The 13307-nt window shown below is 60.8% G+C and carries 7 protein-coding genes; 3 read left to right on the forward strand and 4 right to left on the reverse strand.

Going from position 1 to position 13307, the window contains the following annotated elements; all coding sequences use genetic code 11:
- Nucleotides 1–10: 10 nt before the first annotated feature.
- The gene (gene topA / locus K8U03_03585; protein ID MCE9603965.1) at nt 11–2734 is read right to left on the reverse strand and encodes a type I DNA topoisomerase; all 2724 of its coding nucleotides are present in this window, start codon (nt 2732–2734) and stop codon (nt 11–13) included.
- 321 nt (nt 2735–3055) lie between these two features.
- On the opposite strand from topA, the gene K8U03_03590 reads away from it, so the two are divergent.
- Nucleotides 3056–5584, forward strand: a complete 2529-nt coding sequence (locus tag K8U03_03590) for a hypothetical protein (protein ID MCE9603966.1) — start codon at nt 3056–3058, stop codon at nt 5582–5584.
- A 133-nt stretch (nt 5585–5717) separates the two neighbouring features.
- On the opposite strand, the gene glgB is transcribed toward K8U03_03590, so the two are convergent.
- From glgB to K8U03_03605, 3 genes are all read right to left on the reverse strand, one after another.
- Nucleotides 5718–7925, reverse strand: a complete 2208-nt coding sequence (glgB, locus tag K8U03_03595; GenBank protein ID MCE9603967.1) for a 1,4-alpha-glucan branching protein GlgB — start codon at nt 7923–7925, stop codon at nt 5718–5720.
- Nucleotides 7926–8224: 299 nt separating this feature from the next.
- Nucleotides 8225–8872, reverse strand: coding sequence for a hypothetical protein (locus K8U03_03600; GenBank protein MCE9603968.1), 648 nt, complete (start codon nt 8870–8872; stop codon nt 8225–8227).
- 376 nt (nt 8873–9248) lie between these two features.
- Complete coding sequence (locus tag K8U03_03605) at nt 9249–10019, reverse strand: gamma-glutamyl-gamma-aminobutyrate hydrolase family protein (GenBank protein MCE9603969.1); 771 nt, start codon at nt 10017–10019, stop codon at nt 9249–9251.
- A gap of 586 nt (nt 10020–10605) precedes the next feature.
- On the opposite strand from K8U03_03605, the gene K8U03_03610 reads away from it, so the two are divergent.
- Together K8U03_03610 and K8U03_03615 are read left to right on the forward strand one after the other, a co-directional pair.
- Entirely contained in the window at nt 10606–11688 is a 1083-nt protein-coding gene (locus K8U03_03610; GenBank protein MCE9603970.1) for a 3-oxoacyl-ACP synthase III, read from the forward strand.
- Nucleotides 11689–11798: 110 nt separating this feature from the next.
- Nucleotides 11799–13307 (forward strand): NAD+ synthetase (locus K8U03_03615; GenBank protein ID MCE9603971.1); only part of this gene is annotated, 1509 nt, incomplete at its 3' end.

Raw genomic sequence — 13307 nt, forward strand, 5'->3', positions numbered from 1 at the left:
CAAGCCCGAATTACGCTTCTTCGCCGGCATTCGCTTTCTTCTTCGCAGGCTTTTTCTTCGTGCTTGCCGAGGCCGCTTTCTTTTTCATTGGGCGTTTCTTCGCCGGCGGGCCCGCCGCGGCGCGGGCTTCCAAGAGAGGGAGCGCCAGTTCAAGCGTCGCTTCTTCGAGCGAGGTGTTCTTCGGCAACGAGGCGTTCGTCACGCCGTCGGTCACATATTGCCCGTAGCGCCCTTCGAAGAGCTTGATCGGTTGCTTCGTTACGGGGGATTCACCGAGCACCTTAAGCGGCTCGCGCACCGCGCCGCCGAAGCGCCCCTTTTGCGTCTTCGGCTCCGCCAACAACTTCAGCGATTCTTCGAGCGTCACCTCCAGCGGCGACACGCCGGCCGGCAGGCTTCGCGTATCGACACCGGCTTTGATGTAAGGACCGAACCGGCCGTTGTAGGCCGTGATCTTCTCGCCGTCCGCCTCGCGCACACCGATCGTCCGCGGCAACTCCAGCAGTTTCAGCGCGACCGCGAGCGTCACGTCTTCGACCTTCATCCCCTTGAGCAGGGAAGCGTTCTTCGGCTTCTCTTCGTCTTCCGCCGTGCCGAGTTGCACATACGGACCGAAGCGCCCGACCTTGATGAATACCGGCTTGCCGGTTTCCGGGCACGAGCCCAACGGTTCGTCGGCCACGGCCGCTTGGCTGAGCATCCCTTGCGCCGCAGGCATCGTCAGTTCGTCGGGCGGGAAGCCGTCGGGGATGCTCGCGCGACGGTCCCCTTGTTCGAGAAACGGACCGAACTTTCCGACCCGCACGTAGATCGGCACCTCGGATCCTTCGGGCGTTCCCAAGAGCGTGCGGCACGCCTCGCGGGCATCGATCTCATCGACCTTGCCCGTGATCTGCTCCTTCAAGCCGCGCTCGCCGCCGACATCGGTGTTTCCGTTGCCGTGATAAAACGATTGCAGATACTCGAACTGCCCCCGCTCGCCCCGGCTGACCGCATCGAGGTCTTCTTCCATCTTCGCGGTGAAGCCGTAGTCGACGAGCTTCGCGAGATGCTCGCCCATGAGCTTGGCGACCGCCATTGCGGTCCACGTCGGCACGAGGGCATTCCCCTTCTTATAGACATAGTCGCGCGCCAAGATCGTGTCGATGATTGCGGCGTACGTGCTCGGCCGGCCGATGCCGAGTTCTTCGAGCGACTTCGTCAGCGTCGCTTCGTTGAAGCGCGCCGGAGGTTGGGTCGCGTGGCCTTTGCATTCCAACTCGCGACAGGCCAACGCTTGGCCGAGCGCCACGGCCGGGAGCACCTTTTCGCGATCCGCAAGTTCGGCGGCCGGATCGTCGGAGCCTTCGACATACGCTCGCAGATAGCCCGCGAAGTCGATCGTCTTGCCGCTCACGGTGAAGATCGCGCCGTCGCCTTCGATCGTGATTACGATCCGGCGGCCGGTGCTATCGGCCATTTGGCTGGCGATGGTCCGCTTCCAGATCATGTCGTACAGGCGGAACTGCTCGTCGTTGAGTTCCTTGCGCAACGTCTCGGGAAGCGTGAACGGGGCACCGGCAGGGCGGATCGCTTCGTGCGCCTCTTGCGCGTTCTTCACCTTCGTTTTGTAAACGCGCGCTTCATCCGGCAAATACTGCTTGCCGTATTCCGACGACACCAACTCGCGAGCCGCATCGATCGCCACGCTCGCCAAGTTGGTCGAGTCGGTACGCATGTAAGTGATGTAGCCGTTTTCATACAAACTCTGCGCGACTTGCATCGTCCGCTTGGCAGTGAAGCTGAGCTTGCGATTCGCTTCTTGTTGCAGCGTGCTGGTCGTGAACGGCGGGTACGGCTTCGACGAGTAGGGCTTATCGTCCAACGAAGCCACGCGGAACTTCGCCTTTTGCAACCGCTCGCGCATCTTCATCGCCGCAGCTTCGTCCATTTGCAGCAAATTCGCGTCTTTGATCCGGCCCGTTGCCGGGTCGAAATCCTTCGCGGCGGGGATGCGGCGGCCATCGACGCTCGCCAACTCCGCCTCGAACGGTACGGCATCGCTTCCGGCGGCTTCGGCAAACGTCCCGAGCAGATCCCAATACGAGGCCGAACGGAACGCCATCCGCTCCCGCTCGCGATCGGCGATCATCCGCACCGCCACGCTTTGCACGCGCCCGGCCGAAAGCCGAGGACGGACCTTGCGCCATAGGAGGGGCGAGACCTCGTAACCATAGAGCCGATCGACGATCCGGCGGGCCTCTTGAGCGCGGACAAGGTTTTCGTCGATGTCGCGGGGGTGTTCAAGCGCTTCGTGGATCGCTTCGGAGGTGATTTCGTGAAAGACGAGCCGTTTGACCGGGATCTTCGGTTGCAAAATCTCTTGGAGGTGCCAACTAATGGCTTCCCCTTCGCGGTCTTCGTCCGTCGCCAGAAAGAGTTCGTCGGCCGTCTTCACCAGGGCTTTCAGCTTACGCACATGCTCCGCCTTGCCGGGCGGGATGACGTAGATCGGCTGAAAGGTTTCCTCGACGTTTACGCCGAGATTCGCCCACTTCTGCCCCTTAAACTCAGCAGGGACTTGCTTGGCCCCTTCCGGCAAATCGCGAACGTGGCCGATACTGGCTTCGATGATGTAACCATCGCCGAGAAACTTCCCGATAGTGCGGGCCTTGGCCGGCGACTCGACGATGACGAGCGACTTGCCGGACGAAGGTGCTTTTTTGCGGGGAGATTTAGCGGCTTTTTTTGCCATAACGGTTCAAACGATCGAGCAGGAGGAGCAGCGGGAAGGAGAGACTTTACATCGCCTACGGCAAGTCGGCGCGGCATCCCGACCCGCGAGACGCGCGGCGCGAGAAGCTGCGGCAGCGGCCTATTTCAGGGGCTTGCGCGTCGTCGGGAACCTTGTTTGGGATTGCATTTACGACGACGAGACCTAAAATCACGACCGTTCGGAAAGCGTCGGCTTAACGCTCGTTGTTAACCTTCGCTTCCCCCCGCTGTCAAGTGTTGTTCGCTCCCGGCGACCGACGGCAGCGCTCCCTCCTCAGACCGGTAAGGATCTCGGTTTACGATGGCTAGCCCCTTCGCACTGTTCCGTAAAAACCAAAAAATTCTCATGGTCGTGTTCGGGCTCATGGCCATGATCGCGTTCGTGTTCTTCGATTCGATGGGGCCGATCGTCGATCCCGGCAATCCGTCGAACACGCTCGTCGCCGAGTCCGATCACCTGAAGCTGCATGAATTGGAAGTCGACATTGCGGTTCGCAATCGCTCGATCGTGCATCAATTCCTGACGAAGGCGCTAGCGTCTTCGATCGAGCAACGGCAGTTCCTCCAACTTCAGCAAGAGCTCAAGGGGGAGAGCGAGGAAACCATCCGCGCGCAACTGGCCGAGATGCAAGCCCGGATCTACAGCAGCGTCAACATGGCCGTCATTCGCCGGATCGGCGTCTCCGACGAAAAATCGGTCGTCGACAACCTCGTGCTGGCCGACCTGGCGAAGCGCTCGGGCGTGCAAGTAAGCGACACACGGATCATCAAGTTCATCGGCGAGTTTCTGGCTGCGTTCCAAGTCGATCCGCTCGACGGAGCGAAGCTCGACAAGATCGCCAACAGCCTGAACGGCGTCTCGCAACGGCGTCTGAACGAGGCGTTTCGGACGGAGCTACTCGCCGGTGCGATGCGCGACTATTTAGCTTACAACCCGGCATTTTCGCCGAGCACGTTCAACCAACTCAAGCCGCTGGCGACGCCGATCGACCGCTGGAATTACTACACGCGCAAGAACCTTCGTGCGACGGCGGAAGTGGTCGCCGTGCGGACATCGGACCTCGTGAAAGCGAAGAAGGTGCCGGAGCCGCAGGAGCGCGAGCTCGCCGCCTTCTATGAAGAATACAAGTTCGAGGAACCGACCCCCGGCTCGCCCGACCCCGGCTTCAAGATTCCGCAACAGGCGGCGTTCCAATACTTCGCGGCCGACGAATCGAAATTCATGGAGCCGGAAAAGATCACGGCCGCCGAGATCGCGGAACACTACGAGAAGAACAAGGCGCGCTATCCGTATACTCCGGAAGATTTTTCCGAGCCGGTGAAAAAGGAAGAGCCGAAGGTCGAAGTGCCTAAGGCGACGACTCCGGCGGCAACTACAGTAAATCCGACGCCTCCTGCTCCGGTTCCTAGCGCTACGGCACCCGCTCCGGCGGCGACCGCGAAACCGCAAGCGACTGCGCCGGCCACGCCTGCTTCGACTCCGTCGGCGACTGCCGTCCCTGCGCCGACTCCCTCGGCTTCGGCCGTTCCGCCGGCTCCGAAGCCCTCGGCCTCGGCTACGACACCAGCGGCTGGTTCGTGTGAGAACGACGAAGCCGACTCGGACGGTTGTCAAACTCCGGCACCGACCGCGAGTGCGACTCCTTCGGCGACACCCTCTGCGACGGCAAGCGCCACTCCTACGGCTTCGCCCAGCGCACCGGCATCGACCGCGAAACCGCAAGCGACTCCCTCGGCCACGCCTGTAGCGACCACGCCGGCTTCGACTCCGCTGCCGCCGACTCCGCTCCCGAGCGAAGACGTGATGCTGCCGACCGATATTCGTACCGGTCGCGATCCGCAGTACGATCCGTTGTGGAAAGTGGAAGATAAGGTTCGCAAGGAACTCGCCGAAGCGGGCGCTCGCAAACGGATACAGACGATCTTCGACGAACTCAAAGCCACGCTGAACAATAAGGCCATCGCCCAACCGTTCGACGTCCCGAAGGGGACCGTGCTGCCTCCTCTCTTCACGGCGGACGAATGGCGCAACTTGGCGAAGCCCTATCCCGGCCTGATCGCCGAGACAACCGACGTCGTCAGCCGAATCACGATCGACGCTCAAGCCGACCAACCCGGCCTATACCACTCGACGATCGGCGGCCGGCCGTTCGCGCAATTCGTATTCGCCTCCCGTGCGCTCAACGTACCGACGCAATCGATCGAGATTCCGGAATCGACCGGAATCGAAGCGATCGTCAATCCGCGAAAGTCGGTCAGCTACCTGTTTTGGAAGACGACCGACGTCGAGGCTCGCGTGCCTGAGTTGAAGGAGATTCGCAACGAGGTCGTGTTCGCTTGGCAAACCCGCACGGCTCGTAAAACCGTGCAAGACGAGGCCGCGAGCATGGCGAAGCGGGTACGTGAATCTTCGAAGTCGATGGCCGAGCTTTTCCCCGATCGGCAAGTGAAGCTGACGAACGCCTTCACTTGGTTCAAGCCGGATCTCTCGGGCGGATTCGGGCGTCAAGCACCGCTGGTTCTCAGCGAAGTCGACAACGTCGAAGACGCCGGGGCCGACTTCATGGAAACCGTATTCAGCTTAGATCCCGATCAAGTCGCCACGGCGTTCAACAATCCGCAAACGGTTTGCTACGTGGTGCGGGCACTTACGATCAGCCCGCCGCGGCAGCAGCTGTATCAAACGTTCCTCGCGGATCAATTTCAATCGTATATGCAATACGGAGAAACGGACGCCGAGCGCTTAGCCAACGGCGCGACGAAAACGATGCTCGTCAATTCCGGTCTGCGGTGGCTGCGCGAGCCGAAGGAATTCGATCCGAATCAATAACCGACGACTACCTTCATCGGCATTCGTCGCAGATGCATAAAAGGTTGGGCGACGTCCTCGCGACGTCGCCCAACCTTTTTTTATCGATCGTGATGCATGTCGATACATGGCTCGCGCGCTGCGAGGCCCAAGCCTATTCCGGCTTGAACACCAGCACGCTCAATGGCGGCAGCACCACTTCGATCGAATACGGCCGGCCGTGCCAAGGAATCATCTCGGCTTGCACACCCGCCCCGTTGCCGACGTTCGAGCCGCCGTAGTAGGTCGAGTCGCTATTCAAAGCTTCGCGATAGAAGCAGAGCTTCGAGACGCCGATCCGATGACGTTGCCGCGGCACCGGCGTAAAGTTGCACGCCGAGAGTAGGAAGTCGTCGGGGTTCTTGCCTTTGCGAAGGAACGCCAGCACGCTCTCTTCCCAGTTGTGGCAATCGACCCACTCGAAGCCGTGGTGATCGAAGTCGAGCTCATGTAAGGCGGGCTCGTTCTTCAACAGCTTATTCAGATCGGCCACGTAGCGCTGCAAGCCGCTATGCGATTCCCATTGCAGCAGATGCCATTGGAGGCTCGTGTCGTAGTTCCATTCGGTCCATTGCCCGAACTCGCCCCCCATGAACGTCAGCTTCTTACCTGGGTGGGTCCACATATAGCCGAACAGGAGCCGCATGTTGGCAAACTTCTGCCACAAGTCGCCCGGCACTTGATCGAGTAGCGAGCCTTTGCCGTGTACCACTTCGTCGTGCGACAAAGGCAGCACGAAATTTTCGGTGAAGGCGTAGATCAGGCTGAACGTCAATTCATCGTGATGGTATTTGCGATGAATCGACTCGTGCTTCATGTAGCTGCGCGTATCGTTCATCCAGCCCATGTTCCATTTCAGGCTGAACCCGAGGCCGCCGATGTAAGTCGGTCGCGAGACATTGGGCCACGCGGTCGATTCTTCGGCGATGGTCAGCGTGCCGGGGAATTGCGTGTGCGACTGCACGTTGAGCTCGCGAAGGAAGTCGAGCGCTTCGAGGTTCTCGCGTCCGCCGAAGCAATTCGGTTCCCAGTCCCCTGCTTCGCGGCTGTAATCGAGATAAATCATCGAAGCGACGGCGTCGACCCGAAGACCGTCGATGTGGTATTTGTCGAACCAGAAGAGCGCGTTCGAGATCAAGAAGTTACGGACTTCGTGTCGTCCGTAGTTGAAGATCAACGTCCCCCAATCGCGATGCTCTCCCTTGCGCGGGTCGGAGTGTTCGTAGAGGTTCGTGCCGTCGAAATACGCCAGCCCGTGGCCGTCTTTCGGGAAGTGGGCGGGCACCAAATCGAGCACCACGCCGATGCCGTTTTGGTGGCAAAGATCCACGAAGAACATAAAGTCTTCGGGCGAGCCGTAGCGCGCGGTCGGCGCGAAATAGCCGACGATCTGATAGCCCCAGCTTCCCGAAAACGGATGCTCCGAGATCGGCAGCAGCTCGATGTGCGTGTAGCCCATCTCCTTCACGTAGTTCACCAAGTCGACGGCGAGCTCGCGATAGGTCATCCAGCGATCCGGGTTATCCCCCGGCCGGCGCCAACTGCCGAGATGCACTTCGTAGTACGACATCGGGGCGTCGAGCGCATTATTCTTCTTGCGCTTCGCCATCCACTCCGAGTCTTGCCACTCGTAGCGCGTGAGATCGATCACCTTCGAAGCGGTCTTCGGCGGGCACTCGGCCCCGAAGCCGTACGGATCGCACTTCTCTTGCACGAAGCCGCCGTTTTTTACACGGTACTTATACAGCGTGCCGTCGGGCAGGCCGGGAACGAACAGCTCCCACACGCCGCTAGGAATGTGCTTCCGCATCGGGTGCCGGCGCTCGTCCCACTTGTTGAAGTCGCCGACGATGCTGACGCTCGTCGCGTTCGGAGCCCACACCGCGAAGTTCACGCCGCGCACGCCGTCGACCGTGCGCATCTGAGCGCCGAGCTTATCGTAGCTTTGCCAGTGCGTCCCTTCGCCGAGCAGATACAGATCGAAGTCGCTCAACAGCGGCGGGAAGGCATAGGGGTCGTGCATATTCTTACGTGCGCCTTGTTCGTCGACTACTTGCAAATGATAGGGAGCGGGCCCCGCCGCTTGGTCGTCGAGCGGACAGATCGCTTCGTACAATCCTGAAGGATGAATCTTCCGCATCGGCCGAGGAACGCCGTGAGCCGCTTCGACCCAGGCCTGCTTCGTCTCCGGCAAGAAGGCCCGCACCGCCATCGCACGGCGACCGTCTTGCTCGACGATATGGGGGCCGAGCAGTCGTTTCGGGTCTTCCAGGCGACCGTCGACGAGCCGCCCGATCGTGTCTAACGAGGTCAGCGTTCGCACGACACGCTCCTTCGGATTGCTGATGATTGTGCTTGGGGTCAGTCGAGGCGTCTAGGAGGTAAGCAGTATGGGTAATGAGTTTCGGGCCGATTGAACCGGTTTCATGACCCCGATCCCGCCGGGTCGGCTTATGACGATCAGGCGGTAAATCCGGCAAAATCGGAATGATTTCAGTAACGCGACCCACCGACGAACGGTATCAACCGGACTTTCGGTAAAGTCATTTATCGCGATTAAATCGCCCGTTTTCGCTCCGTTCCGACCCCCTCACACCCACTTCTACTATCGACCGTCGGCCCTCAATTCCGCCACGATCCGCCGGCGATCGAGGCCCCGAACTGCGCACAAGACATCGTCAGCCCGTCGGCCCGATCGCGCATTCTGCGGCGAGTCCGGTGCCAAGAGTCTTTCCAGCGTCGCGCCACGGTCGCGGCTTCCTTCTTCGCGGCAGCGTCGGCAGCAGGAGCTTCCGCCGCCGAGGAGGCTTGCTCCGTCGCTTCTTCGTCGCGATTCCGGCTCGTCGTCGTTTCCGCCGGGCGATCCAAATGCGCCGCATCGAAGCGGAACACGCGCCGTGTCTCCAACTTGTGGAAGCACAATGCCCGATCGAGCCGCTGCCACAGGTCGCGGTTCTTGATCGGGGCCATTTCGCCGTAACATTCCCACATCCAGCCGTTGCGACGCCATTCGTCGAGTCCCTCGGCCACGGCGCGGCGCACCGTTCGAGCTCCCGACGTCATCGTCACGATCGACGGTTGGTCGAGCGCTTCAAGCGCGCGAACCACCGCCAGCAATTCCAGTCGTTCGCTGCTCACGTCGAGTTCTTCGTCGCAAGCCGTCAGTTCCGCCGATCCATCGGCCGCCGTCAGAGCGAAGTTCCATTCGCCCCGTTTCCCTTCGACCTGCGCCTCGCAGCGCAAGAAGAAGTGCGGTTGGGCAGAAGCCATAGAGTTATGAGCTCTTGAGTTTTTGGGAAGGTGGGATGCGTTGTGGGTCGACCGATTCGACCGAGGGGCAAGCGTGCGTCTTGCTTGTTTTCGCTAACAAGCTCTATCGGCAGACTCACCCCGAACTTCGCAACTTTGCCCCCCAACGCAACACATTTTTCTTCGCGCGCGGTCGACGGTAGATTTTAGATCGACTTTAACGATCGCGAAAACTCTCCGAGGCGAGCGGGGACCGTTATATCCCCGTTGAACGAAGTCAGAGATTCTATCTCGCGATTAAATTCAAAGACAACAAAACAAAAAAAAGCCGGCTCGAAGCGAATGTCGCTTCGAGCCGGCTTAGATGATTCAAACGTATCGTCGACTATAGCCGCACTTACGCCGCCATGCGGATCGTCATCGGTTCGTCGTCTTCCACGGCCGGGGCTTCGCCCGTGATGGCCCAGATGAATTCTTCGATGATCCGCAGATCGAGGGCCGAGGCGCTGTCGGCTTCCGGATGGAATTGCGTTCCCATCGCGAACCAATCGGGGCGGATGCTTTCGATTGCTTCCACGACGCCGTCCGGGCAGCGGGCCGAGACGATGAAGCCGGTCGCGACTTCGTCGATGCCCATGTGGTGCATGCTGTTGACGCGGATTTCACCTTCGCCGTACACCCGTTCCATGATCGTGCCGCGAACCACTTCCAACGCGTGGCGATGGTTGACGTCGATCGGGTCTTTATGCGGCAGGCTCTTCGGGAGATCTTCCGGAATGTGGAAAAAGAGGTTGCCCCCTTGCGAGACGTTGAGCAACTGCATGCCGACGCCGATGCCGTAGAACGGCAAGCGTCGATCGGCTGCGGCGCGAACCAACCGGCGATCGAACGATTCGCGGCGCGGTTCCATCGTGCGGATCGAAGGGTGCATCATGAAGCCGTCGCGTCGCGGGTCGAGATCGGCACCGCCGATCATCATCACGCCGTCGAGCAGGTCGAGAAATTGATTCAGGTCTTCGTCTTCTTCCAGCATCGGAATAATGACGGGAACGCCGCCGGCCTTGACGATCGCATCGTGGTAACCCGTGCATAGGTAGCTCATCGCTGGACTATCTTTGCGTGCGGCGCGATAATCCATGTTGATCCCGATCAAAGGCTTACGTTTCATCGTCAGACTCCTGTGTGGCGACACATCCTGTGTCGTGTTCCTGATTCTCAGACGAGTGGCACGAGGCGTCGCGAACGAAACGTGCGAAGTCGGAGCGGAAGAGCAGCAGCCGAGAAAGACGACCGACCGAGACTTGCGCGGGTCGAAAGAAAGACGCCGGTGGTTTCAGCCGCAAGGCTGAAGGTGCGTCGGTTTTGCGCAATGTCGGACATAATGAGCGTCATCCTTGAACGCCGTGATCTCGCAGTCAGGCTCATCCCGAGCCCTGCGAAACCCTCTTCCGACCGCGAGCTTTCGCCGCCGCCGGACCGATATCCCTATCGTAAACCTCATGACTCTCGAGCCCCGGACGATTGTCCTCTTGGAAGGCTCGCTCACAAGCAACGAACGAGTTATAGGAGGCTCAAGCTCATTTACAAGCAATTTGCATATCTTGCGGAATGCGATGCACGCGACACTAGATCGTGTGCAAGCAACGAACGCTTGCTGCAATGTGCCGGCTTGATGATTGGTCGAATCATGAGTAGGTTGACTACTCTTCGATCATGAATCGCTCCGTTTTTCAGGCATCTTCCGCTCTATGCGTTTGCGTTACGAAAACGTCTGTATCGAGGCCTTTGGTTACGATTTGCCGACGGAAATCGTCTCCACGGCGGAGCTCGAACATCGTCTCACTCCGCTCTACGAACGCCTCCGCTTGCCGCAAGGTCGGCTGGAGCTCATGACCGGCATTCGCGAGCGGAGATTCTTTCCGGCCGACATGCCGCCGAGCGAAGCGAGCGCGCGCAGCGGCGCACGCGCCATCGCAGCGGCGGGCATCGACCGAGCGAAAATCGGCCTCTTGATCCACGGCTCGGTCTGTCGCGACTATCTCGAACCGGCAACCGCGTGCGGCGTGCATCGCGAGCTCGACTTGCCGAAGAACTGCATCATCTACGATCTCTCGAACGCCTGCCTCGGCCTGCTCAACGGCATGCTGCAAGCCGCCGATATGATCGAGCTCGGCCGAATCGAAGCGGCGCTCGTCGTCGGCACGGAGAACGGCCGGCACTTGGTCGAGAACACGATTCAAAACCTAAATGAGAGCACGTCGCTCACGCGCGACGATGTGAAGCTCTCGATCGCTTCGCTCACGATCGGCGCGGCCAGCGCCGCCGTGTTACTGACGAGCAAGTCGTTGAGCCGCACGCAGAATCGGCTGCTCGGCGGCCACGTACTCGCCGACACGCACAACTTGGCCCTTTGCCGGAGCGGGCGCGACGAGGCTCGCGCCGACGGAGTGCGCCCGCTGATGACGACCGACTCCGAAGCGTTGCTACACGGCGGCATCGCGGCGGCCGGCGAAGCGTTCGGCGGCTTTCTCGCTGCACTCGGCTGGCAAGCCTCGGACATCGACAAGACCGTTTGCCATCAGGTCGGCATCGCGCATAAGAAGTTGCTCTTTCAGAAGCTCGGCCTCGATCCGGTGCGCGATTTCAGCACGTTCGAGTTTCTCGGCAACACCGGCTCCGCGGCCCTGCCGATCACCGCGGCGCTCGGCATCGAGCAGGGCCACCTGCAGGCCGGCGACCGCGTGGCGATGATGGGGATCGGCTCCGGCATCAACGTCGTCATGCTCGGCGTCGAATGGCAAACGGCTCTCGCCGGCCGGGGCCCGGCAGCCGGATAGTCGACAGAAGCGTTAGACGTCGACTCGTCGACCCCGCCGGATGCGAGCGTGGCCTAAGTCGGACGAATCGGGCCACTTGTATCTCCCGCGCCGGCGGCCAAGAATCGAGTATGAAACTAATTCGCGTCGCCGCCGGTGTTTTGAACCAAACGCCCCTCGACTGGGACGGCAACAAGGCTCGTATTCTCGCGGCGATCGAAGCGGCCCGCGCCTCAGGCGCCTCGATCCTTTGTCTGCCGGAGCTGTGCATCACCGGCTACGGTTGCGAAGACGCGTTCCATTCGCCGGCCCTGCAAGACACGGCGCTCGAAGTGTTACAGGAGATCTTGCCGGCGACGCGCGGCCTGGTCGTGTCGCTCGGGCTGCCGCTCTTATATCAGCAAGGGTTGTTCGACACGGTTTGCCTCGCCTGCGACGGCCGGATCGTCGGCTTCACGGCGAAACAATTTCTTGCCGGCGACGGCCTGCACTACGAGCCGCGGTGGTTCAAAGCGTGGCCCAAGGGGCATCGCTCGACGATCGATCTGGCGGGCCACGACTATCCGATCGGCGATGTGTTTTTCGATTGCGGCGGCATCAAAATCGGTTTCGAGATCTGCGAAGACGCCTGGGTCGCCGATCGTCCGGGAAGCGATCTTGCGCTGCGCGGCGTCGATATCATTCTCAACCCGAGCGCGAGCCACTTTTCGTTCGGCAAGTATCAAGTTCGCGAACGGTTCGTGCTCGAAGGCTCGCGTGCGTTCAACGTTAGTTACGTCTATGCGAACCTGCTCGGCAACGAAGCCGGCCGCGCGATCTACGACGGCGACGCCATCATCGCTTCCGGAGGCGAGCTCCTCGCGACCGGGCCGCGGTTCACGTTCGACGACGCCCGCGTGACGACGGCGCTGATCGATATCGATGAGACCCGGATGAAGCAATCGCGCACCGGCAGTTTCCGGCCCGATCTGCACGGACACGATTCGTGCATCGAAACCCCGTTTGCGTTCCCGCACTTGATGCCGGAGCCGGTCGTGGTGCATGAGCCCCGCTGGGAAAGCGGGCTGCATGTGAAAGAAGAAGAGTTCGCGCGGGCCGTCTCGCTCGCGCTGTTCGATTACTTGCGCAAAAGCCGATCGCAGGGGTTCGTCGTCTCGCTCAGCGGCGGGGCCGATTCCGCCGCCGTTGCCTGCCTCGTAGCGATCGCGGTCGAGCGCGGGGTGCAAGAGCTCGGCTTACAGCGGTTCCTAGCTAAGCTCGGCTATTGCGCTCGCATTCAAACCTGCACGACCTCGGCCGAGATTCTCGAGCGGCTGCTCGCGTGCGTTTATCAGGCCACGGAAAACAGCGGCGAAGTGACCCTTAATGCCGCTCGCGCAGTGGCTGCGGCCGTGCATGCCGAGTTTATGGTGCTCGACATCGGCGGGCTGCATCGCGGTTATCTAGAGCTGATCACGAAAGCGATCGGCAGGCCGCTCGATTGGAAAACCGACGACTTGGCGCTGCAAAACATTCAGGCGCGCGTGCGGTCTCCCGGTGTCTGGATGCTTGCCAACTTGCGCGGCGCGCTGTTGCTGGCAACGAGCAATCGCTCCGAGGCTGCGGTCGGCTACGCGACGATGGACGGCGATACCGCCGGC

It is taken from the genome of Planctomycetia bacterium (assembly GCA_021413845.1).
Classification (GTDB): Bacteria; Planctomycetota; Planctomycetia; order Pirellulales; family PNKZ01; genus PNKZ01.

Coding starts and splice junctions, on each gene's coding strand:
- K8U03_03605 (MCE9603969.1), bottom strand. CDS start 10,019: ATGAAACGTAAGCCTTTGATCGGGATCAACATGGATTATCGCGCCGCA.
- K8U03_03600 (MCE9603968.1), bottom strand. CDS start 8,872: ATGGCTTCTGCCCAACCGCACTTCTTCTTGCGCTGCGAGGCGCAGGTC.
- K8U03_03590 (MCE9603966.1), top strand. CDS start 3,056: ATGGCTAGCCCCTTCGCACTGTTCCGTAAAAACCAAAAAATTCTCATG.
- topA (MCE9603965.1), bottom strand. CDS start 2,734: ATGGCAAAAAAAGCCGCTAAATCTCCCCGCAAAAAAGCACCTTCGTCC.